This is a genomic window from Gracilibacillus salitolerans (genome assembly GCF_009650095.1).
GTDB classification, from domain to species: domain Bacteria; phylum Bacillota; class Bacilli; order Bacillales; family Amphibacillaceae; genus Gracilibacillus; species Gracilibacillus salitolerans.
Map to the genome: position 1 here is coordinate 3,465,318 of NZ_CP045915.1, position 24,703 is coordinate 3,490,020.

Here is a 24,703-nt window from a genome sequence, read left to right on the forward strand (position 1 = left end):
AGTGATTTCTTTAGGTAGTGTTGTGATTTCTTTTAATATATCAAAATCCCACAACTACTCTTTTAATGAACCTAACATTACCCCTTTCACAAAGTGTTTTTGTAATAAAGGATAAAGTAGTAATATTGGAACAATCGCTATTATAATAGTAGCCATTTGAATTCCTTCTGTTGAATTCATAAATTCAGTTGAGATGGTTGTTTCTACATCAATGGATAAATCATCTGATTGAATCATCTCTCTTAACTTTACTTGTAAAGGATACAAACGTGGATCATTTAAGAAATAAAGTGCATTTTGATAGCTATTCCAGTGGTAAACACCGTAAAAAATAGTCATTGTTGCCATTACCGGTTTTGAATAGGGAAGAACAATCCGGGTTAGAATCCCTAGCTCATTACAACCATCAATACGAGCAGCATCTATTAAAGATGCGGGAATTTGTTGAAAAAATGAACGCATAACGATAAAATTAAACGCGCTAATCGCATTTGGAATCAACAATGCCCATAGTGAATCGATCATACCTAATTGCTTAATAACTAAATATGTGGGTATTAACGGTGCTGAAAAAATCATGGTAAAAATAACACCTAATAAAATGATTCTTCTACCTTTATATTCAGGTCGCGACAATGGGTAGGCTAGTGATGCAGTAGCAATTAAATTAATCAACGTTCCGACAACGGTAATAAGTACCGTAATTCCAAAAGCTCGCCAAATAGATGCATCCTGAAATACATACTGATAGTTAATTAAATCAAATTCTACTGGCCAAAAAATCACTTTACCTTCTGCTACCGCACTCGAAGAACTAAACGATTTGGCAAGTATATGAATAATTGGCAAAACCATTGTCAAAGATAATATTCCTACAAATGAATAGTTAAATACATTAAATATTTTTCTACTTTTGCTGACTTTTAGACCCATTAGAATACCTCCTTAATATAAGCTATTTCCTGTTGCTTTTCTACTTAAGAAATTTGCGATAAATAATAGAAACAGCCCGATTAACGACTTGAATAATCCCATCGCCGTAGTTAAACTATACTGAGCATTTTGTAAACCTACCTCATAGATGTACGTGTCAATAATGTGACCTGTTCCTCCGTTAAGTGGATTTAAAAATGTATAGACCCTTTCAAATCCAAAGTCTAAAAATTGTCCTATCTGTAAAAGAAATAAAATAGTTATCGTTGGTAATAGCGAAGGTAAGGTTATCTTTATCGTTTGTTGCCACCGGTTTGCACCGTCTACTTTGGCTGCTTCATAAAGTTCAGGATTAATACCAGACAGGGCAGCTAAATAGATAATAGTCCCCCACCCTATACTTTGCCATATTCCCGAACCAATAAGTATTGGCCTTGTATACTCTTCACTGCCAAAAAAGTAGATAGGATTAAAGCCTAACGACTCAATTAAATTATTAACAATACCATTTGATGGAGACAATATCGTCATAAATAACCCACTAATGATTACCCATGAGAGAAAATGTGGCATGTAAACTACTGTTTGAATAATTCGCTTATATAAAACAACTCTTAATTCATTTAGAAGTAAAGCTAAAATGATAGAAGCAGGAAAGTTAAAGATAATATCATAAAAACTTATAATAAATGTATTTCTTATGATGTTAAATATATCCGGATTATCAAACATCGCTATAAAATGTTTAAAGCCAACCCAAGAGCTATCAATAAATCCTGCAAAGATGTTATAATCTTGAAATGCGATAATCGAACCAGCCATTGGAACGTATTTGAAGATAAAAAAATACAATATCCCTGGAATAGACATTAAATACAATGCTTTATATTTTTTTATATGTGCCCAATTCTTCCTTTTTTTCGTATTAACCTTAGCAACCGTTTCTGTTGGTAATGGATTCATATGATTTCCCCTCCTTTGAAATAAGATAGTTATCAGCAAACGTTTTCATTTTTTGTTTTTTTAAACCTAACGCCAACCTATCTTCTAATCTCATTAACTGCCACCTCCAATTGGATACATCATTTCTGTTACCTCTAATCCTACTGTTTCTGAATAACTGTATCTATGGGTTTGTTTAACATCATTTGTGTTTTTTTTAGTTAAAAAGGAAAGTGAGAGAAGGTAACCCTAAAGTGCCCCAGCAAAGTACAATTCTCAAAGCTGAAGAATGAATGGATTACTATACAAACATATTAAGGCAAAAATAAAAGGCAAGAGTCCGATAGAATATCATACTCTTGCCCAAGTCTCCTTTTCGGGGGCACTTCAAATCAACTACTGATTCATATGCTGTTTTTATGGTAAACCTATTTCCTCACATTTCATTGGATATTATATTGGATGGAACTTTTATAGTAATTCGTGTTCCTTTATCCAACTCACTCTCCATTTGCAGTCCGTAGTTATCTCCAAAAAGTAATTGGATCCTGCGATGAATATTCTTTAAACCAATTCCTGAAGCACCATCCATAATTTGATCATTGTCCGTTGCATTTAAGAAATCTCTAATTTCCTGTAAGCGTGAAGAGGCTATACCTGCACCGTTATCCTCTACTATCACATAAAATAAATCGTTCTCTTCTTTTGCATCAATTGTAATTTTGCCAGCTGTTTGCCCATCTACCATCCCATGTTCTATCGCATTTTCCACAAGAGGCTGCAAACTTAGCTTCACTGTATCTTTAAGCAGAAAATCAGGATGAATCAACACATCCAATTCAAAATTTTTTCTCATTCGGTGCTCTTGGATAGTTAAATAACTTCTAATATGATCTAACTCATCTACTAATTTAACCACTTCCAGATTCTTTACAGAATAACGAAACATATATGCCAAAGATTCGGCAATCTCTGATATTTCATCAGATCCTCTAATAAGACCATAGGCATTCATTGTTTCTAACGTATTATAGAGAAAGTGTGGATTAATTTGCGATTGAAGAGCCTGTAATTCATTTTTCTGCATTTCTATTTCTCTTTCCTGTACTTTTAATTGCGCCTTCTGATTCTGGAGCTCGGCATGATAGACTTTATCTATTAATTTCGTTAATTCTTCAATCATATGGTTATAACTTCTCACTAAACTAACAACTTCATTAGTCCCCTCCATCTCAGGGACTTTGGACCATATACCTTTTTCCATCTTTTTTAAATGATGCTGTAAGAGGTGAATTGGTTTCACAATACTCCTTGTAAAGTAAAAAGCCAAGATAGAAGCAAGCAAAAGAGAAAGCCCACCTGAAATAAAAGCAGTTACCCTTATCCCTGAAATAGGCTCGTATAACTCTTTTTCAGGAACAGACGTAACTGTTTTCCAGTTAGTTAGGTTAGACGTCTGATAATAGTAAAACATCCGTTCATCATCCCAAGTTGACATAAAGGAACCATTTTGTTCTTGTTCTATAGCTGCTTGGGTTTTGGAGCTAATATAAGAGCCAAACAAACTCGAATCAGGATGATAAATAACTTGACCTTCATCGTCCAGAATCATCAAGTCACTTCCTTCACCAATATTAGCCATCGACCAAAATTCTTCAATGCTAGATAATGTTAGATCGACACCTAAAATACCTCTTGGTTCAAAATTTGAACCTCTTATTTTTCTGGTAAAAGTGATGACGATTTTTCCATCCATTGTCTTTCTGGCTTTAAAAACTACTTTGCCACTATCAGGAGCGATTTTATTAAGTTCGTCATAGACTTTATCAACCGGGAATGGATCAAGTGGTGAATAGTAACGGTCTTCCGATAATATCGACCGGCCTTCATCGGTTATTATATAAATAAGATCAATTGCAGCGTTCTGCTCAGTAATACGATTCATATTATCTACTATATCACTGTACACCTGATACCTTTCCAATTCTTGATTAAATCCTAATTCGATAAAATCCTTAACATTACGATCTGTAACTAATGGTAATGTTATCTTTTCATATTCTTCAAGGAAACGGTCTACCTGTAAATTGGTTACCATTATATTCTTACGAAGGTATTCACCTACTTGATCTTGAATTGAATTAGCCGCCCTACTATAGATAATGATGGAAGATATAAACAAGGGAATTAAAATAGCTATTAAGAAAAATAGAAATAATCGCTGAAACAAATTCATGGCTTGGAGCCATCTAATCATGAGGTAATCCCCAATTGCTGCTTATATTCTGAAGGTGTAACCCCTGTATATTTTTTAAAGCTTTTCGTAAAATGAGCTAAATCACTATAGCCGATTTCATTGGATATATCAATTATTCTCATTTCGTTTTGTTCTATTAATTGCTTCGCCCACTCCATTCTTATTTTCCTCCTGAAAGCAACAAAGCTTTCACCTGTTTCTTTCTTGAATAATTGGCTAAAGTAAGTTGGATTAAAACCGAGCTTATCCGCTACATCTGCCAAGCTTAACCGCTCACCTAAATGGGATTGAATATATTCTTTGGCAGCATCGATCGGATCTATTATGTTGCCCTTTCGTCTTAATCTGATGGAATTCATAATCTCTAGACATCGATTCATAAAAGCAGCATCTAATTCTTTTTTCGTATGGCCTATTACCGTAAAATCATCTTCTCGTAATTCTTGTATACCTTTTTCACGCAAACGGGTAACCAGTAGCAGCAAAATCTCCTCAAGTGATTTTTGATAAATGAGAACATCGATCGACTGGTGTGGTAATTTACAGGTCCAATTGATAAATTGTTGACTCACCCTATCTTCATTTAACATCCAAATCGAATCCTCTAACTCCTCGATAATGTCCTGAGATTGTGTAATACTGACAAATGAATTAATCAATTCATTTCTATTTTTCATCAAGCGATCGATTGTCTCATTCATTTTTTTCTTTGTTACCGGTTTTAGTAAATAGTCTTTCACGCCGTTTTTTAGTGCTTCTTGTGCATATTCAAAGTCATTGAAACCAGAAATAATAACCCATTGTGTTATCGATTTTTGTTGTGTCCACTTTTTTACTAATTCTAAACCGTTCATTTTGGGCATTTTAATATCAGTAAATATAAAATCAAATGATTGCTTATTTAAACATTGATTGGCTTCCTCCCCATCCTGTGCGATGCAAATATTTGGTACTTCATTATTTGGATATTTATATTCCTTTAACAGAAAAGAAATCCCGTTTACAATCATTGGTTCATCTTCAATAATTAATAAATCCAATATAAACACCCCCAATTTTTATATCCTCTTATAGAAAACGCTTACATTATGGTACCATAAATTCTGAAAAAGTGGAATGTATCCCCTTAACATGTTCATTATTGTATCCAAAGTATTGGTTGACGTATAGCGATATTTCTCCTTACTTCTGGATTAACTGGTTCGATATTAAGCCTGTTCCACAGATCCATATATTCTTGTTTTTGTAGTGCGCGCCCTGCCAATAACAGCGATGGGACTCGTGCCGGCCATCCATCAAAATGTTCTACATCATCTGGATAAGGCCATTTAGATTTATCTTGTAAGTAGGGAAATAAAAAGGCTAATCCTTTTTGAATACCTCTGCCATCTTCTAATTGAAATTCCCACAGATTTTCTTTTGGTCTCGTTAATAAATGAGTTAACGTTACCATGTTGTCGAGAACGAAAATAGAATAACTATATGGTTTAGTACGTGTAAGTTCACGAGGAAAGCTACCATCTGCTGCCATTTGATTCGGAATCAAATTTAACTTATATTGCTCTCGACAAAAGCGCAGCATTTCCTGGTCCTCCACTAATGTTGCAAAGCTTGCCGCTTGAACATACCAGCAGACACTATGATTATTGGTTGCCTTTCTTTCATCAAGTCCATAGTGATGGGTGTTCATCCAGTTCAAATAATCCTTAAACCATTGCTTCAAGGCTACTAATATTTCGTTAGATAATGCAGACGATGATTGTAGTATACGTATCGCCATCGGAATATCCACTAAATGTAATGTATCGATAATCCCAGTACCTCGACCTGTACAAACACCTGGAATAGCTTGAGCATAACGAAGGTGTGGATTCATTCTCGTTGTTTTTTCTAAGAAAAATGTGGTGAGAAAATCTACCGCTTTTTTCGCAAATAACTCCTTGCCAGTAAGCAAGTAACCTGCAGTTAAATGGGCTACATTGGTTCGCATACATCGTAAGATTTTTCGATGGGAAAAGAAATTATCAGGATTCGACTCACCATCCCGCCGGATGTATGGAAGTCCATCTTCAGCATCAGGATTGGGCCACCAATAATCACCATTAGAATAGAAGTCATGCTCATTACCTGGACTTTGATTGGAAACGGCATCCGTGATAGACATCGGGGTTTTATTTAATGCTCCGTTTGCCTTTTCTATAATCCAATTCAGATAATCTTCAGAAAATAACGATGACCCTTTTTCTATTTGTCTATACATGGTAGGTAACTCCTCCTTCGTTGGTACAGCCTTATTGGATTAACTTTTATGCTTGCCTTTGAAATTCTTCACGAAATACTTGCCATTGTAGGGGTCTGTTGTTCACATACCGTTCTAACTCTAAAAACATGTAATACCCCATTCTTGCACATTCTGCCCCTTGACTTCCTGCAAGGTGAGGAGTTAATACAATATTTGGTAAATAATATAAAAGAGAATTCTGATCTGGTGGTTCTGGATCTGTGACATCCAATATTGCTGTAATATCTTGACGTTGGTTTAATACTTGGATCATCTCATTTTCTTTAACAATTGCCCCTCTAGCTGTATTAATAAAACAAGCATTAGGCTTTAACATTTGGAAATGCTCCCCCGTAATTAACCCTCTTGTCTCTTCAAGTAACGGCGTATGCAAAGAAACAATATCTGATAGTTGAAAAATATCTTCGAGATCACATAGTTCTACCCCTAACTCTTTAGCTTCTTCTTGATTAGCGAATGGGTCGTAAGCAATTACCTTTAGATCAAATTGTTTTAATAATTCACAAACCCCTTTACCAATCGTACTTAGAGAAATAATACCAACTGTACTTCCGAAGCTACCGAAGATATCATAGGGTTTGCTTGGGTAGATTTTATCCCGTTGAATATCTCTAACAAACTGCCAGCCATTTTTGAGACAAAATAAAATTTGTGACACTGTAAATTCCATAACTGGAACAGCATTCGCATGGACTGCATTGGTTATGATTATATTTTTATCCCACATTTCATCTGTTACCATCTTCTTTAATGAACCAGCCGCATAAAAAACAGCTTTCAATTGAGGTGCATGTTGGAGTAATCGATGATCTATTCTAGGTCCGCCCCAGCCGGATAAAATCACATCAATATCATTTAACACCGTGTAATCTTCTTGTAGCATTGCTGGTGTAAGTAGTGGTTCCATCACTTCTACTAATGATTCAATTTCCTGTCTTATTTTGGGTGGATAGACTAAATCAAAAGATTTATCACTCATGATATACATTGCTTTCATTGTGATCGGACTCCTTATCATAGTTAAAGAGTCAATCCTGACTCTTTAACTAGTTATTATCGCCTTAATTCGGTCAATATTGTGTTGTAGCGAAGCTTTTGTTGATAAAACCCCACTAAAGTCTTCCATGCCAATGTATCCATCATATCCAACAGCTTTTAGATCAGAAAAAACTTGTTGCCAATCTACTACTCCTTTTTCTAACAAACACCAATTTGCTTCCCATTGAGTCGATCCATCCGCCTGTTGGCCGATTATTTCCCAACTAGCATTTTTTACATGAACATGCGCTAAGTATGGTCCTAACAATTCCATTCCCATGCGATGGTTTTCATATCCTTCTTTGACCATGTTACCTGGATCATATAAAACACCAATATAATCTGGATCAAACTGGTGAACTAACTTATAGGCCAGAGCTGCACTTGGTGTTATGGTGTTATGATGGGTTTCTACAAGACCCTTCACTTGATAATGCTTACACATTTGCTCTACTTCTGATAAATAACGAATTCCTTCTTGATATAGATCATGATAATTTTGAGATCGATTGTATTTTGGAACACCTACACGAATGGATGATGCTCTTAGTTTTTGAGCGACTTGTAATACACGCTCAGTTGCAGCTATATCTCCAGCTGTTAAGTAAGGCGTGACACTAGTATTTTCCAGACCATAATCTTTCGTCCATGCTAATAAGTCAGTCAATTCTCGTTCTGTTACGTCCGGGGAAATCGTACATAAATTATTGCGCCAAAAGCTTGGTGTTTCTTGTTTTATATCATTTGGTGTTTCTTTAAATCGCCATTCTACTCCGTCGTATCCCGTTTCTTTTAAATAAGTAATCACTTGTGCTGGTGTAACATCTGGTGTCATGACTGTAAATACAGAAAATTTCATCTTCCATCCACCTCTCCTGAAACAGATTATATCCTAATAGCTTCCTTCTACATGTAAGGCAATATTATTATCGGTTTTTTTCACCTTAGAGTTTTTGATTTTATCCTGTAAATACTGATAATAAAGCTCTTCATCAATTGGCAGGTTCACCCAATCATCTAGCCAAGCAGACAGTTGCATTGCATTGGAGAGAGATAGTCCTTTAATTCCTTCTTCACCTGGAGCCAACAGTTCTGTCCCTTTTAAAATGGCATCGATGAAATTCTGCGTAATACCTGGATGTGCCGTCTCTTTCCCTTTTATAGGTATATCTACTCTCCAGCTCTCAGGAGTTCCAAATCCTCCTTGGTAGGTTTGATTAAATTCAGGTTCAGAAACACGTAATCTCCAAAAATCTAATTTTCCGTTTTCTACAACTACTTTTCCTCGATCCCCTGTTATTTCCAGTCGATTTGTCCCTGGTGCCTCCGAAGTAGTTGTAATAAACACGCCTGTCGCCCCATTTTCATATTCTGCAAATGCGGTTACTTCATCTTCTACTTCAATATCCCGATGCTTTCCAAAGTAACAAAACGCTCGTATTCGTTTTGGCATCATCCCTGTCATCCATTGCCATAGATCTAATTGGTGTGGGCATTGATTAATTAAAACGCCTCCTCCTTCACCAGCCCATGTTGCTCGCCAACCACCAGAATCATAGTAGCTTTGTGACCTGTACCATGTCGTAATAATCCAATTTATCCGACGAATATTTCCTAATTCTCCTGTTTGAATTAAGTCACGTAATTTTTGATAAAGTGGATTCGTGCGTTGATTGTACATCATCGAAAATATCTTTCCACTTTGCTGAGCAGCTTCATTCATCTCACGTACTTGCTTGGTATACACTCCTGCTGGTTTTTCGCACAAGACATGAAGACCGTGTTCAAATGCCTTGATCGCTAAACGGCTATGGTCATAATGAGGTGTTGCAATAATCACTGCATCGATTAATCCGGACGTAAAAAAAGTCTCTTCATCAGTAAAAACCCGTACACTCTTATTCAAATGGTCTCTTAAAAATCCAACCCGTTCTGCATCAGTTTCCAGTACGGCTGTTAGTGATGCCCCTGTAATTAGTTGATCTTGCAAATATGTGGCATGTCTTTTTCCCATTGTCCCTACACCAATAATACCAATTCGGACATGTTGCATAGTTTATACTCTCCTTCCAATTACATCGCTATTTATTACCAATAAACACATTTCGAATGATAGCGCTGACATTTTATATCAAACCACCTCCATGAATCCCTTCACTGTACATTAACTTAATATTACCTTTTCTCACTTTTCATTTCTTTGGGTTTGTTTTACTCTATTTGTGTTTTTTTTAGGTCCCGACAGAAATACGAATCGTCCAACCATTTATTCCTTGATAGTTTCACAGTCAATCATTACGTGTAATGTATCTCCTTTTGGTTCATTTCGTAAGGCAAATGCATCTGCAACTTGATCAAGTGAGAAAACATCGGTGATCATTTCTTTGGTATTGACTAGTCCATCTAAGACCAATTGAAGACTTTGATCAAAATATCGCCGATTATCTATATCACGTTTCGGTTCAGTGGAAAAAATATCTAATCGTTTTTTGTGTACTTTAAAGAAGTCAATCGATTGATTGCATGTACCTATACAACCATACATTACTATCTTTCCATTTTGCGCCGCTACATCAATAGCATCCACCATTCCATCTCCTTCAAGTAGTGCAGGGACAACAATATCAAAACCATCTGGAAAATCATCTTTTATAATATCTACTGTTTTTGTACTTGGAGTAGGAATTTTATACGTATGGGTAGCACCGTACTTTTTCCCCAACGCTAATTTCTCCTCAAATAAGTCTGTTACAACTAAATTTCGCGGGCTAAACAAACTAATAACCTGTGTAAGTATAAGTCCACTAACACCTTGCCCCATGATTAACACATCCTTATTAGGAGAAATATCTGCAATTTCTGCTGCATGTATCACACCTGGAAGTACTTCGATTAGCGACCCTTCTATCAACGGAAAATCTTGCGGAAGTACTTTCACTGAAAATGGCTTACAACACACATACTCCGCAAATGCTCCCCAGACATAACGAAGTGCTACCTGATCTCCTTCTCTTATTCCAGTCACATTTTCTCCAACTTTATCAATTACACCGGCCACCTCATGACCTAATCGGGTTGGGTAACTGATAAATTCAGGTTCTCTATCCCCCCGAAATACTTCCAGATCACTTCCACAAATACCAACCCACTTGATCTTTACTCTTATTTCTCCTTCTTTTGGCTCTGGTATTTTTGCACGCTTGATTTTTATATCTTCAACATCCTTCATCACAGCACATTTCTGTGTACCTGGACCATTTGATTCTACTAATTCCATGGGAGGTACTGACATTCTTTTTACCATCTGATCACTATCCTTTCTATTTTATTCCCCCTTATTTTACGGCTGACGAACGATTATGAGAATGAACTATCCTCATATTTCCTTATCCAAAAATCAGAGAAAAAAGACTGTCCCAAAATAACGGGGGAGTTATTTTTGAGACAGTCTTAATAGATAGGATGATAGTTATTCTTGTTTGACGATCCTCCATTTATTCGTAAAATTATCGGAAAACACAATATCTTTACCTATGAAATCCACAAGGTAATCTCTATATGTGCTCGGGGACATTCCAAGTCTTTTATGAAATAACCGAGAAAAGTATGGTGGAGTCATACCAATTTGCTGGGCTATTTCAGATACAGACATACTCGAATACTCCAGATAATAACATGCATGATGGATACGAATTTCTTGCAAGTATTGGATCGGCGACATTCCAACCTGTTCCTGAAATATTTTTATAATATAGTGTGGATTGTAATTAAAACGATTAGCTAATTGTTTTAAATTGATTTTTTGTGCATAATATTTCTCTACATAACTGACGATGGGGTGTTGTGTGGGTGTTAAGGATAACGGTAACCCTTGTCTATTTTCAAATGTAGTATATCTAGCATGTGATGAACTTTCACTTTCTCCAAATTGAGCAAGTAATGAAATAAACGTACTTTTAAACCCTGCATCAATTCTGGATAGTTTATACTGATCTGAACAATGATCAACTGTTCTTGCTATTTGATACCATTTCTTCAGTTCTTCCAATTCGTCCGCCGGGCAGTCCCCGACCATATTCTTTTTCCTCAGCATTTGTTCCATTTCTTTATTTAAAATTCGAAATTTAAAATCTATCGTTATAGCAGGTTCTGTGAAGCTGAATTGATGTAGAATGCCTCGGTGGAATAAATAGATCTGTCCCTTAGTTAATGGATATGACTTCTCATCGATTACGGTCTTTCCTTTGCCTGAAAGGATGAGTAATACTTGGTAGAATTGATCATGCTTATGTTGATTGACACCTGATCCAGATTCATAATCCACCCTTGCTGTCCACAACATCTGTAAATGACTATCGCGTAACATGCTTACTTCAGCCTCCTCTATCCATTATTATTTGCTATTATATACGGTTTATCGTAATTAGCAAACTTTGAAAATATGAAGATTGGATAAAATATGATGAGGAACCGCTATAGAAATACAGTCTAATGCTCTCTAAAATAAGGATTATTAAAAATTATTCTCTGAAAGGATGAGTTGATGAAACAAACGGCTATGTATACCTCTGGGATCAAGCGATCATTTTATTTGACACTGTTGTTCTTTATAAGCATTTTTATGTTTCTTTTTTTACCAACCATTATGAAAGCAGAAAACAATGATAGTGTTCTTCATCTTGACTTTGAAGAAGGTACAGAGAGTTTTAATCTTAATGAAAGTGTCGAAATAGTCGACGGAATAGCTCAAGCTACTATACCAAATCCGACAGAATACCAATTTGCTCGAGTAATGGTAACTCCTGTTAACAGTAACGATTCACTCTTTTCCGTTGAAAGCACTCAAAATAAGGTAAGCTATCGTATTAAAGTCACAGGGCATGAAGCTGCTGAAGTAGACTACATCGCTTTTCGTTTGAAAGGAACCAATAATACGCAAACCTTTATCACTTTACACAGAGACATTGAATTGGATCAATGGTATGAAGGAGAATTTACCTTAAATGAAATGACTGCTAGTGATGGTAAAAACAAATTTTCCATTGGGGATGAAATAACGGAGGTTCGATCAGATGCAAAAAACCATATCGAGGAAGAAAATCCAATAACCATCCATGTGGACTATATGCATATCGATCCACCAAATCCTGAGGATGAAAAAGATCCAGACGTTATCGAACTGGAACAAACATTACAAAATCAAGTTGCTAACGCTCAACCAGGAGATGAAATCATCGTACCAAATGGAACTTATCAAGATTTCGAAGCCACTTTAACAGGAAATGGTGTAGAAAATAACCCGATAACAATCAAAGCTGAAACACCAGGTGAGGTTATATTTACCGGTAATGTCCATATTACATTAATGGGAGACTACCTTACATTCAGAGATTTCCATTTTGATCAGGCTAATCCTTCAGGTCACAATTATGTTCTCGGGTTAAGCGGTTTATCCCATAGCCGTATTACAGGAAACTTTTTTCATAATTCTGGCCCAACAGATCCATATGCTGGTGTGATTCGGGTTCGAAACAATTCTCAATATAATCGAATCGACCATAATACGTTAAAAGGAAATGTATCCATGGGTATCGCCATACGAGTAAATGACAATAACAACCTTGAAAACCAATATAACAAAATTGATCATAACTATTTTAAAGATATCCCGGAAGTAAATGAAATATATCCTGAGGAAGGGAATAATGGCTTGGAATCTATTCAAATTGGGCAAGGTTATGGATATGAACAAGTAGACGTCTATACAACGGTCGAATCCAATCTTTTTGAGAATATTATTGGCGATGGTTCAGAAATTATTAGTAATAAGACAGCCAATAATGTCTATCGCGACAATACCTTCAAAAACTCTGATTCTGGTTTTACGCTACGCTTCGGGGCTAACAATACCGTAGAAGAGAACGTTTTCCTTCGTACAAAATTCGGTATTCGTGTAACAGACGAAAATCAAACGATTAATAATAATTATATGTATCAAGTAGGGCAAGGAATTCGTGTCCTAGCTGGACGCCATGACGCAGAAGCTGAACAGGAAAGACAAATGAACTATATTCCTGTTCAACACGCTACTATATCGAATAACGTTATCATGTATCCTACTTCCCAAGCAATTGTGGTAGGTGATGGATTCAGTTTTAATCCTTCTTCCCAGTACACCTATTACGAACCAAAAGATAGTATGATCACGAATAATCGTATTGTTCTAAATGAAGGGGAAGCCATTCATCAGGTAATTGGTGAAAACATTCATTATGAGAATAACCGGGTTGAATTAATTGGAAATGATGCAGCGATCGGTAATATAGAGACTGGTCTCCAAAAGCAGAAATTAAAAATGAACTACGATTCCAATTCACAAATTTATCATACGAAAAAAGGGAAAGATCATCCCATTCCATTAACCATTTCAGATGTTGGTCCAACAAATAAATGGTGGTTGAAAGGACTAAAAGAAACGTCTGATCAATTAGAAACAATTGACCAATCATCCATTAATGAGAACACAGTCACTAATTTAATTAAAAAGAACTCAGAAATACAAGTAAATGGACACCCGTCCAAACTTATTCCACATGTATTAGAAGGAAAAGATTATGTTGCTTTTGATATTAAGGCGAGTAATGATGATTTTCCGGTCTGGGACACATTAAAAATGACATTGTTTGAAGAACATGGAGTCGAAGAATGGAGCGCGGAAATTGGGTCTATTTCTGAACAATGGCACCATGTGATCATACCTTTGGAAGAATTTTACCTATCTAGTTTTGTTAATGGCAATACGTTTAAAGATAAACGTGAATTACATTCGATGAAGCTTCAAACATTATCAGGAATTGATGTTGAAGTTAAAAACTTTAGCACCGGACAATTTCACACCGAGGATTTTACAATTAATGAGGATAACATTCAACTTGGCATAGGCGTTGATAAGAATTTGTCTGATCTTGTTACACATGCTACCTATAAAGGAGGTTATCAGGCCACAATATCTGCTGAAGAAATTATATGGGAAGCAATGGATGAAGACCTATTAACAATCAACAAAAGAACTTTAAGCGCTGTTGGAGAAACGGGAGAATCAGCAATAACAGCTACTTATCGTAATAGGACCATTGAAATCCCCGTTGAGATTATCATCCAAACGATTATAAACGTGGAAGCTAGTGATGAACCACAACCAGAAAACAGCAAAGAAAATACGATTGATGGTGATTTATCTACACGTTGGTCAGCAGAAGGCGAACAATGGATTATGTACGAATTACGTGAAGAACTGCTTATTAACCAAGTACAACTTGCCTGGATGAGCGGTGATGAACGAAAATCCTATTTTGATATTGAGGTTTCCACCGATGGCAGCTCTTGGACCGAAGTATTCAGTGGCGAAAATAGTGGTGAAACCATCGAGTTAGAAACCTATTCCTTTGAAGAAATACCTGCAAAATATGTAAGGATTATTGGCCACGGTAATTCGGAAAATAATTGGAATAGCTTGACGGAAGTGTTAATTCCAGAGATCGAGGACTAAACATCTCAGAGGAATCTATATTCTAAGAAAAGCGCAGATCGCCCGTTTAGAAACGTAGCGACTTCAGAATCAACTGAGATAAAGGAATCAAAGTGAGCTTTGCGAACCGATGATGACTTATCGTAGGGCCATTTGTGAAGTCGCCTAGTTTCTGGGCGCTTGGAGCTAAATAAATACCCAACTTTTCTTTCCTTCTTATCAAAAAACACGGAAATGTCTTTAATCACTGACATTTCCGTGTTTTTCATTGTGCAAAAATATCTAGCTGCTTCTCATTACAATCTAAATCAGGAATACAAGGTTCTTCTTTTTGTATAATATTAGTCACGAATACGGAAACTGTTTTCGATGATGTTGAATCGAAATCCACTTTGTTGTCGTAAAGGCGTCTAAACTCCATTCCCCGTTTAATCTTCCAACACCAGAATTTTTCATGCCTCCAAAAGCAACATTTGGTTCATCATTAATCGTACCATCATTAATGTGAATCATACCTGTTTCCATTTGTTTGGCAAGTTGTGCTCCTCTTTCGATATTTTCTGTGTGGACAGCACCACTTAATCCATATGTCGTGTCATTAACGATTTCAATTATTTCTTGATCACTAGCAGCTTTTATTAAACTAACAACTGGTGCAAAAATTTCTTCCTTAGCAATTTGCATTTCTTTTGTAACATTACCGAAAACAACAGGTTCTACGATGTTGCCTCGAATCTCCCCTTTAATCAGAGGGGTTGCACCTTCTTTAATACCTTCTTCAATAAGTTTGGAAGTAGCTTCTACTTGCTTTTCATTGATAAGTGGGCCAATAATTGTTTTATCGTCATTTGGATCTCCACAAGTTAACTCCGAAACTTTCGCTAAGTACTTCTCAACAAAGTTATCATACACTGCTTCATGAATAATAATACGATTGGCAGACATACAAATTTGCCCTTGATGTGTAAAACGACTAAACACAGCAGCACTCACCGCTAAATCAATATCTGCGTCATCAAGTACGATTAATCCACTATTTCCTCCTAATTCCAAATGTACTTCCTTTAAATGTTTACCGGCTACACTACCGATATGCCGACCAACTTGTGTAGAGCCAGTAAACGATATTGATTTTGGAATAGGATGTTCTACAAATGCATCACCAATTTCAGATATCTCCGTTGTTACCACATTTAATAATCCTTTTGGTAATCCTGCTTCCTCGAAAATTTTCGCAATCATGGTTCCACCAGTAATTACGGTATGTTCATGCGGCTTTAACACAACTCCATTTCCTGCTGCTAAAGCTGGAGCAACAGATTTCATCGATAAAAAGAACGGGAAATTAAACGGGCTGATCACACCTACGACACCTATCGGTACACGATACACTCTATTTTCCTTACCATCCGTAACAGAAGGGAGAATTTTCCCTTCCATCCGCAAAGGAAAGGTTGCCGCTTCCTTCAACATATTCTTCACAAGACCAATTTCAAATTCAGCCTTTAACCGAGTACCACCAATTTCTTTGGTAATGATTTGAGCGATTGATTCATGTTTTTCTTCTATGACAAGAACAGCTTTTTCAAAAATTTCACGTTTGACAGCTGGATTCACTGCTTCCCAATCTTTTTGGACTCTCTTAGCTGATTGATAAGCTATTTCAACATCTTCTATATTTGCTGCTTGATAGCCTGCCAAAACCTCACCATTATAAGGGTTTTTATTTTCCATCTTAAGACTGCTCTTTCCTTCTCTCCAACTACCATCGATATATTGACTATGTAAAGTTTGAAAATCTAACACCACAAGACCTCCTAGTTTTCTTTTACTGCTACGTTCTTCTCTGCAAGATCTGCTAACACTTGAACATTGGAGTTAACTTCCTCCATTGTTGCTGTTAGTTCTTGAATAGATGCTGCTTGTGAGTCAGATTGCTCGTTCACATTTTGGATACGTTCGTTTAGATTACTTATAGCATTCTTTATCTCATTCGTTATCGATTGAATTTCATTCACTTGTTCTTTTGAGTTATTTGCCATCTTTCTAATTTCATCTGCTACCACTGCAAAGCCTTTACCATGCTCGCCGGCACGAGCAGATTCTATAGAAGCATTAAGTCCTAACAAATTACTTTGCTCCGCAATTTCTTTAACCACATTAGACATCTTCTCAATGGTTTCCGCACTGTTACTAACTGTGTTGGCTCTGTCAGAAACCTGATGAATATCAGTGGAAAGTGTATTAATGGCATTTGCCATATCTTCCACTGTTTTTGTGACATCATCCATCACTGTCGAAAGATTGCTTGATGTTTCATTTAATTTTTGTGCATCTGCAATACTTTGTCCAACTCCGACTCCACCAATTACGTTACCTTCCTCATCATGCAAGGGAATTGCCCTAGCAATTAAATGTACTCCAAATAATTCAGACGGAACAGCAGCCGCTTGATTTTTATTCTCTCTAATTGCTTTTGTCACAATATCTCCATCCATTAAGGGATCACCAGGCTGAACATTGAGAGAAAAATTTTGAGCAGGGTAATTAATGATTAATTTTTCTGCATCATAAATGCCAATGGTAATATCGTCATTAATGAGCGTTTGTAAAAATGGGCCTACTCTAACAAAAGCCTGTATTATTGGATGATACTGTTCTACGTTGACTTCCATTTTATTCCTCCTTTAGTGCTTACACTTTTATATCGGATAATATTGTAAATTATTAAGTAGCTTTTGGATGTGTAAAGGTGAATGTTTTCGGATATAAAAGGAATACATAAGTAAAGTACCATCGTAAGCGAAAGGAGTGTATATGTGAGAACATTACTAATCACATCCCATCCAGACATGATCGAATCAGGTAGTCAACAATACTTCTTAAGCTCCATAAAAAATCAAGAAGACATAACCATTCACCATTTAGAGAATCTATACTCAAAAAGGGAAATAGATGTAGTGAAAGAACAGGAATTATTAAAAAAACACGACCGGATTATTTTTCAGTTTCCTTTTTATTGGTATAGTGGAACACCCCTTTTAAAGAAATGGCAAGATGAAGTTTTGGGAGAAGGTTTTGGATATGGTACTAGAAGAAAGCCACTTGCTGGAAAGGAATTTGGTTTAGTTATGATGATTGGTGTAGCTGAGAGAGAATATCAGGCAGGCGGCGAGGAACTATTTACGATAAGTGAACTTACTAAACCATTTCAAGCAATGGCAAATAAATTAGGAATGATTTATCTGAGACCACTATCCGTTTTTCAATTTTTTTATATGGAAGAAGAACAGAAAATGAACATCTTAATTAGGTATTGGCAGTTGCTTACAATGGAAAAGGATATTAGTCTAGCTACCAGAGAGGAATGGCTAATCGAACAATTGCAGAAAGTTGCCGAACATACTACTGAAACAGGTACCTTAACATTTGCTATGGAGCAGATTCAAGAAAATCGAGTTAAAATAGACGAACTAAAAATGGTGTTAGACGATATGTTTCTTGAATAGGAGGAAAAAGTGATGGAAGAAAATGAATGGATGATTCATCAATTACAACAAGTCTTTGATCGAACAGATGATTACTATCAACGTACACTAATAAAGGCAGCACAGGATATAATTGAAGAACAAGAAAGACGGATGGACCAAATGGAAGGCGAAATGGAAGGCACGATTTGGAGTCCAAGAAAATGGCGTGAATAAAGTGAAACTTCCATAAGTGTGGGGGTTTTAATCCCCCACTTATGGAAGTTTTTAGTATTTATATAAACTAATCCTTTGTCTTACATCGATAGCGCTTTATTTGCCAGCATCATATCATTTTGTAACAGTTTTGCTAAGTCATAAGATGGATATAACCCGTTTTGATACATATAAGTATATATACGTTCATGACAGGTAACCGCTAGATTCATTTGTTTCTTTAACACGTTTCTTAATGCTGGTGTAGCTACTTCTGTAATGGCAATCCCATAATTTCTTACAGCTGTTTTGGCAAAGGCTAATAAATCCCCTGCATAGAAACTGTCTGAAATACGGTATTCACTGGAAGGACCAGGGTGTGGTGCATAAGGATAAAATTGAAGCAGTTCATTTAAGTTCATTTCCAATTCTTTTATCGTTTGTAGATAGATTTTTTTCAATGTAGGATCTTGGATTTGATTTAATCCCATTTTTAATTTCATTAAACCAACTGATTGGAATGCAACTAATTCATGCATTTCTAGTGTTTCGTGCCATGCAAGTGTTTGATGATAAGTGTTATCCACTTTGTATCGCTCCTTTTTTTATTATTACTATGTAGTCTATGTGCAGGAACTAATTTAGGTACATATCATATAATCTCTTCGCCTAATGAAACACTTACCCGCTCATAAAGAAGAACATTTTTTTATTAAGATCAAAATTCCAGCTGTAAAAAAGTAAAAGCTCTCCATTTTATCGAATGGGGAGCTTTTTTATCTCGATATATGTGATATACCTCTGCACATTTAAATACTATGCTGGAAAATCTTCATCTTGAAAATAGCGTTCTGTTAGTATTTTTAAATGATGAAGCTCATGTCCTGCAACAATAAATGCCAGTGCCCGGACGGTTACCGAAAAGCCATTTGCATTGCCCCAATTAGTCCAGACATCATTTCGTAAGTTTTTGAGCAATTGTAAAGTAGCATTTCGGACTAAAGTATAATCTTCTAGCAATGTATGGAGAGAATACGTATCAAACATAGCTTCTTTGACAAAGTCTTCTTCATTGTGACCAGGTAAGTTTGTCTTTTCGCCACGTGCTATGCAAAAAATACGATAAGCCATATATCGCTCTGTGTCCGCTAAATGTCCTATTACCTCTTTTATACTCCATTTTTCAGGACCATAACGAAAACTTGCTTGTTCTTCTGTTAAATTTCTCAGTCGCTTCAATAAATCCTCTCTCTGCGTTTCTAAATTATCCATGATAGTACCTTCTGGTACCATTGATACATAAGTTACATAGTAGTCAGCATATTCATTTGATTCTGGTCTGTTCACTTAGTACTCCCCACTTTCTCGTCTAGATTAATTATCTTCATTATAATCGTTTTCTAACAATAAAAAAAGTAAATGCAAAGTGTTATACCATGCATTTACTTATCATAATGAAATGGACATTTCGATAATGTCTGATTATCATCCCGTAAAAAATACTGTTTCCACTCAAAGTTGTCATCTGCTCCATACGGTTTTAACTCAGGATGAATCGGGAGCGAATCATAAGTTTTTATTCTATTTCTTACTTGCTTTATTATCTTCTCTGCGTGTTTCGATTCGTTAAAATGTTGAAAAACCCATCTCGGGGTAATAGCTAGTATCAATGTGGGAAAAGATCTACTATTTCGTTTAAGATGGGAAGGGGTTGCACAATACATAAAATACCTTTCACCATGAAAACTAAACTCCCACATGTGGTGATGTGGGTCTGTCGGAATCTCAAGTGGCCATTCATCAGTGTCAAAAACCTTCAGATTACTAAGCTGCTCCCAAAATAACTGTTCATATTGTTCAACCGAGTATGTTTTCTTCATTTCCTCTGGTATTTTATAAAATATGATCAGTGAAGTGTACTCGCCAAATCCTCTTGAGTGCTCTGAATAAATACCTAACAATTCTGCAAGCTCTTGAATCGTTTCTTCTTCTGTTGGATCTCCCACAAACCCAAAACGCAGCTGATTTAAAGAGTAGCCAATCGTTGCCGGAATGCAGGGAAAGGGGTGTTCTTTATTTGACATTTTTTCTTTAAAATGTTCAAGGACTTTTTTTTTCCAGGGATCAAGCAGTTTCCGCTTCGTTATATCTTTGTTGTACAATTTGTTCAAAATAATCACCTCACGCCCTCTTACATCTTATTCACCGAAACAATATTCGGGTAAATGTCTTAGTAAAATGGGCTTTAGCGGAGGTGATATCTAACTCTTCTATTTTCATATTCCTTGGTTTAAAAGAAGTCTGTTACTACGCAAATTTAAGTTTGGCTAATAAAAATTAAAGTGATAATCATATCTATGGCTTACCCATTCCTCTTAAATGAATGCACCTTAAAGTGGTGGATTTTTTATACCTAAATGGATCCAGTCTTCTTTCGGTGGACCGTAAACCCCATAAGGTTTTATTCCTGCTTGACGCAAAAGAACTGTAACTTGCCCACGATGATGAACAATGTGTTTGATTAGTCCCATTAAAATTTGAGCATTTGTTTCTTCTCTTCCAAATGCATTTTGCACTTTCTCCAAAGATTCTTCTGTCCATTGTTGTTCGATGGCTTTAGATGCAGAAGAACTTACGTTATTAAAAGTTTCAACAATTTCTTTTGCTGAGGTTGGGATTCTCTCTGCATTTTCTACCTTGTCTATCTCTAATCCAAAATCAGCTAAATATTCTGGAATACTTGTTGTAAAGTGCCATGCAATCCTCCCTAAAGTACGACCTTGTGGATAAACTTGTTGTTGTAATGAATCATCGGTCAGGCCATCCAAAACTTTTTGAGTAAGCATTGCTTCCCTTTTCCATTCTTTAATAAAGTCTGCAATTGTCACATCCATGTGTAATACCTCCATAATCAATATTCACATCATTTATATTATAAATAAATTACAGAACACTTGTTCTTGTTTTTCAAGTATTTTCCTTTCATTCTTTTCTAATAATAGATGCTCATGAACAGGACATCATGTAGGTAAAAGATGACTTCACGTAACCCGCTAGATATTTTCACTATAATTTCGTAACGGGGTAATAATCTGTTAATTTGTTTTCTAAAAACATTTAAGAATTAGTTAAGAATTGCCTAATAAGAAATTAAGATTCAGTAAATATAATAGATTCAGCATCATGAAACATTTGATTCTAAGAACTATTTTATATGGAAGGAGTTTTAAATTATGCTGAAAAAGATTGCATTTATAGCTGTACTTGCACACCTATGGATTCAATGGATTATGTTGGGAAGTATTTTACTGGATACATTCATGGTCTATCCGAATATCTTTCATAACATTCCGGAATCATTGGAAGTAAGTATGGAATTCATGGCTGTAGCAAGTCCGCACACTTATTTCCCACCTATAGGTATGGCTAGTATTTCCACTGGGATGTTAGCTGTTATCTTGTCATGGAAGGTTAAACCAGCGCGTTATTGGATATTGTTAAGTATGCTCATGATTGTTTTGGAAGGGGCGACATCCATGATTTTTGAATGGCCGCGTAACGAAATCATGTTTATAGAAGGAACAGCGGTTCATTCTGTTGAATTCCTTGTCCAAACAGCGCGAGAATTCCTAATTATTCACGGATTCCGTGTAGCCTATAATATTATTGGATCTATGTTAATGTTTATTGGCTTTTTGAAGTATTACAAAACAGCAATTATAAATGGTTACTAATTTTAAAAAACAGTTGAAATGAACATGAATCCTTACATTCAAATTTAACCAGCTCGTTGTTGTAATACGTGAATTATACATTTTAAATGAAAAGAATAGAAGAAAACGGAAATGCATAAAAAAACACATTAGTAAAGTAAAACTTACACTATGTGTTTTTTTAAATTATAACCCTCTTTTTAATGAAATAACTCGGTACATGAGAGATGTATCTCTACCGATTTTATCTCTTCGATGGATATATGGTTGCAACCTCTTCATGAATAACTCATCACAGTACTTATTTGATCCATGTCTTCGGTAACAATCGTCATCTTTCATGCATAGAACATCTAGTGTATTTAATGGGGAACCGGGTCCGCTACAGCCTGGACCACAATATCGATAACCGGGTAAACACGGCATTTGGTTACTCCCCATTTGAATTGTTGTCTGTTGAGGATTTATTTGGATAACCTGTATATGATTTTACAAAAAATCGTTATCATATTACACAGCAGAAAAACCCAGATCTCTACAAAAGTAAAAAGAGATCTGGGGCAATTTATTAGTTTTCCACCTCAACATTTCAGGCGATAAATTCCTTTAACAATTATTTAATAGCTTTTATATTAAATAAAATTCATTTGAATATACTTATTGATTAACCAAGCTTTCATTAAATTCTTTTAATACTTCCGTACCACCAGTTTCTATCCACTTCTCAATAGCTGCCTCAAATCCCGCTTCATCAATATCTCCTAGCATATATTGATAGGTGGCGTCATCTATTATCTGACCTAAGTGTCCCGCATTTTCTGTGTAAGTTTCAGATTCTAAGTTAACTGTTGGATCCTGAATTAAGTAATTTTCATTATCTTTTTCCATTTCGAGCGCTTTAATTGCTATTTCATAGTCGTTATATGATTCGTATTTTCCGCTTGTTTCGGGTTCACCAACTTCGAATATTTTATATGGCCTTACCTCTGCATCATATTTATCCTGGTCCATTATTTGTGCCTGACCATCTATTAACTCATAATGTACACCTTCTTCGCCCCACAATGCTAAATTTGATACCTCAGGGGTCATAAGATAATCATAAAATTTAAGTATATTCTTCAATTCTTCTTCTGTTTCTACTGCTGATTTTGGAAATAAAAATAAACTACCATAACCAGGAATAGACCAAATACCATACTCACCATCAGGACCTTCAACATAATTTTGAACATCATATTCTACATCAGGATTAATCTTTACTGCATCGTCATACATAGCCTTAACGTCAGACATTGAACCTACATAGAGTCCGGCAGTTCCGTTTTTAAACATCTCTGTTTGATCGTCTTTACTAGTTACCGGAAAATCTTGATTCATGAAACCATTCCCGTGTAATTCTCTTATAAAATTCATTGCATCCATATACTCCGGGAACATGAACTGTGGCAAGATTTCCCCATCCTGCTCTCCCCAATAGTTAGGCGTACCAAACCAAGATGCAATGGTTTTAAATGATCCATATATTAGATCATTTCGATCCGTCAAACCAATCGTATCATCTTGTCCACTATTATTAGGATCATCTTCAGTAAATGCTCTAGCCATTTCAAAAAATTCATCAGTTGTTGTTGGTGCGGAAAGTCCTAAGTTATCCGCCCAATCTTTCCGATAAATAACACCTGATCTAGATAAAGGACGCCCTTGATATAAACCGTAAACCTTGCCGTCTATTTTCGAATTTTCTATTATTTCATCTTTTAATTTACTTAAATTCTCGTATTCCTCGAGATATGGACCAATCTCCCAAAATTGTCCATCACGAATTGCATCTTTAAATTGATCCAATTGTTGAAATCCAACTGCTACTACATCAGAAAGAGAGTTTGTTGCAAAAGCAGTATTTAATCTTTCGTTATAATTGTTATCAGGGATCCATTCTATTTCTAGATTAAATCCAGTTGCATCTTCAACTTTTGATAAAATGTTTTCATTAGGTACATTAGGTGTTAACAGATTTGTCATAAAATGAATGGTGGTTTCTTCGCCCCCTTCGTCGTTTTTGTTCTCCTCTTCATTTAAAGCGCTGTCATTATTGTTACAAGCAACTAATATTATTAAGACTAAACAAATAACACCCAAAAATTTCACCAGTAAATTATCTTTAATAATTTTCATTTGCTTTTGTCACCCTTTCATTAAAAATACTCTTCACACTTCAGGTTTGTTATAAAGAGATTTTTATTACCTCCCTTCTTTATCTTATAGGAGAATTTAATTTTCCAAGGCCATTTCTCATTTAATGAT

The 24,703-nt window shown here is 35.8% G+C and carries 22 protein-coding genes; 4 read left to right on the forward strand and 18 right to left on the reverse strand.

Annotated elements, in window-relative coordinates; genetic code table 11:
- Positions 1-54: 54 nt before the first annotated feature.
- The 10 genes from GI584_RS16610 to GI584_RS16655 form a co-directional block, all read right to left on the reverse strand.
- Complete coding sequence (locus GI584_RS16610; RefSeq protein WP_153791912.1) at positions 55-933, reverse strand: carbohydrate ABC transporter permease; 879 nt, start codon at positions 931-933, stop codon at positions 55-57.
- A gap of 12 nt (positions 934-945) precedes the next feature.
- Positions 946-1,896, reverse strand: coding sequence for an ABC transporter permease (locus GI584_RS16615; RefSeq protein WP_153791913.1), 951 nt, complete (start codon positions 1,894-1,896; stop codon positions 946-948).
- A gap of 415 nt (positions 1,897-2,311) precedes the next feature.
- The gene (locus GI584_RS16620) at positions 2,312-4,132 is read right to left on the reverse strand and encodes a sensor histidine kinase (RefSeq protein WP_153791914.1); all 1,821 of its coding nucleotides are present in this window, start codon (positions 4,130-4,132) and stop codon (positions 2,312-2,314) included.
- On the reverse strand, positions 4,129-5,172 hold the full coding sequence (locus GI584_RS16625; RefSeq protein ID WP_153791915.1) for a response regulator transcription factor: 1,044 nt from the start codon (positions 5,170-5,172) through the stop codon (positions 4,129-4,131). Before GI584_RS16625 ends, GI584_RS16620 begins: the two co-directional genes overlap by 4 nt.
- Before the next feature lie 98 nt (positions 5,173-5,270).
- On the reverse strand, positions 5,271-6,392 hold the full coding sequence (locus tag GI584_RS16630) for an alginate lyase family protein (protein WP_153791916.1): 1,122 nt from the start codon (positions 6,390-6,392) through the stop codon (positions 5,271-5,273).
- A gap of 46 nt (positions 6,393-6,438) precedes the next feature.
- Positions 6,439-7,431 carry a hydroxyacid dehydrogenase gene (locus tag GI584_RS16635; RefSeq protein ID WP_153791917.1) on the reverse strand — a complete coding sequence of 331 codons (993 nt, stop codon included), beginning with the start codon at positions 7,429-7,431 and terminating at the stop codon, positions 6,439-6,441.
- 45 nt (positions 7,432-7,476) lie between these two features.
- Positions 7,477-8,331, reverse strand: a complete 855-nt coding sequence (locus tag GI584_RS16640; RefSeq protein ID WP_100359669.1) for a sugar phosphate isomerase/epimerase family protein — start codon at positions 8,329-8,331, stop codon at positions 7,477-7,479.
- Between the two features lie 33 nt (positions 8,332-8,364).
- On the reverse strand, positions 8,365-9,525 hold the full coding sequence (locus GI584_RS16645; protein ID WP_153791918.1) for a Gfo/Idh/MocA family protein: 1,161 nt from the start codon (positions 9,523-9,525) through the stop codon (positions 8,365-8,367).
- 213 nt (positions 9,526-9,738) lie between these two features.
- A complete protein-coding gene (locus GI584_RS16650; RefSeq protein WP_153791919.1) occupies positions 9,739-10,776 on the reverse strand; it encodes a zinc-dependent alcohol dehydrogenase in 1,038 nt (345 codons plus the stop codon).
- A 165-nt stretch (positions 10,777-10,941) separates the two neighbouring features.
- Positions 10,942-11,838: an AraC family transcriptional regulator gene (locus GI584_RS16655; protein WP_100359666.1), complete on the reverse strand. Its 897-nt coding sequence runs from the start codon at positions 11,836-11,838 to the stop codon at positions 10,942-10,944.
- A gap of 177 nt (positions 11,839-12,015) precedes the next feature.
- Here GI584_RS16655 and GI584_RS16660 point away from each other — a divergent pair, with 177 nt between their 5' ends.
- Positions 12,016-15,021, forward strand: a complete 3,006-nt coding sequence (locus tag GI584_RS16660) for a chondroitinase-B domain-containing protein (protein ID WP_153791920.1) — start codon at positions 12,016-12,018, stop codon at positions 15,019-15,021.
- A 324-nt stretch (positions 15,022-15,345) separates the two neighbouring features.
- Here the strand turns inward: GI584_RS16660 and GI584_RS16665 are convergent, their stop codons facing one another.
- Both GI584_RS16665 and GI584_RS16670 read right to left on the reverse strand, forming a co-directional pair.
- Positions 15,346-16,806, reverse strand: a complete 1,461-nt coding sequence (locus GI584_RS16665; RefSeq protein WP_153791921.1) for an aldehyde dehydrogenase family protein — start codon at positions 16,804-16,806, stop codon at positions 15,346-15,348.
- An 11-nt stretch (positions 16,807-16,817) separates the two neighbouring features.
- Positions 16,818-17,675 (reverse strand): methyl-accepting chemotaxis protein, encoded by an 858-nt coding sequence (locus tag GI584_RS16670; protein WP_100359663.1) that lies wholly within the window; start codon positions 17,673-17,675, stop codon positions 16,818-16,820.
- Between the two features lie 144 nt (positions 17,676-17,819).
- On the opposite strand from GI584_RS16670, the gene GI584_RS16675 reads away from it, so the two are divergent.
- Positions 17,820-18,509 (forward strand): NAD(P)H-dependent oxidoreductase, encoded by a 690-nt coding sequence (locus GI584_RS16675; RefSeq protein WP_100359662.1) that lies wholly within the window; start codon positions 17,820-17,822, stop codon positions 18,507-18,509.
- A 12-nt stretch (positions 18,510-18,521) separates the two neighbouring features.
- Positions 18,522-18,704 carry a hypothetical protein gene (locus tag GI584_RS16680; RefSeq protein WP_228552266.1) on the forward strand — a complete coding sequence of 61 codons (183 nt, stop codon included), beginning with the start codon at positions 18,522-18,524 and terminating at the stop codon, positions 18,702-18,704.
- A gap of 80 nt (positions 18,705-18,784) precedes the next feature.
- On the opposite strand, the gene GI584_RS16685 is transcribed toward GI584_RS16680, so the two are convergent.
- The 4 genes from GI584_RS16685 to GI584_RS16700 all read right to left on the reverse strand — a co-directional run bounded on the left by GI584_RS16685 (position 18,785) and on the right by GI584_RS16700 (position 21,577).
- Entirely contained in the window at positions 18,785-19,270 is a 486-nt protein-coding gene (locus GI584_RS16685) for a spore coat protein (protein ID WP_325063404.1), read from the reverse strand.
- Between the two features lie 229 nt (positions 19,271-19,499).
- Positions 19,500-19,976, reverse strand: a complete 477-nt coding sequence (locus tag GI584_RS16690) for a DinB family protein (protein WP_153792997.1) — start codon at positions 19,974-19,976, stop codon at positions 19,500-19,502.
- Between the two features lie 149 nt (positions 19,977-20,125).
- On the reverse strand, positions 20,126-20,863 hold the full coding sequence (locus GI584_RS16695) for a YqcI/YcgG family protein (RefSeq protein WP_325063405.1): 738 nt from the start codon (positions 20,861-20,863) through the stop codon (positions 20,126-20,128).
- Positions 20,864-21,073: 210 nt separating this feature from the next.
- A complete protein-coding gene (locus GI584_RS16700; RefSeq protein WP_153791922.1) occupies positions 21,074-21,577 on the reverse strand; it encodes a DinB family protein in 504 nt (167 codons plus the stop codon).
- Positions 21,578-21,916: 339 nt separating this feature from the next.
- On the opposite strand from GI584_RS16700, the gene GI584_RS16705 reads away from it, so the two are divergent.
- Positions 21,917-22,417 carry a hypothetical protein gene (locus tag GI584_RS16705; RefSeq protein ID WP_153791923.1) on the forward strand — a complete coding sequence of 167 codons (501 nt, stop codon included), beginning with the start codon at positions 21,917-21,919 and terminating at the stop codon, positions 22,415-22,417.
- Positions 22,418-22,582: 165 nt separating this feature from the next.
- Here GI584_RS16705 and GI584_RS24300 read toward each other — a convergent pair whose 3' ends face one another.
- Positions 22,583-22,837, reverse strand: coding sequence for a Parvovirus coat protein VP1-like protein (locus GI584_RS24300; RefSeq protein WP_325063406.1), 255 nt, complete (start codon positions 22,835-22,837; stop codon positions 22,583-22,585).
- Between the two features lie 216 nt (positions 22,838-23,053).
- Positions 23,054-24,574 carry an extracellular solute-binding protein gene (locus GI584_RS16710; protein ID WP_153791924.1) on the reverse strand — a complete coding sequence of 507 codons (1,521 nt, stop codon included), beginning with the start codon at positions 24,572-24,574 and terminating at the stop codon, positions 23,054-23,056.
- Positions 24,575-24,703: the final 129 nt, after the last annotated feature.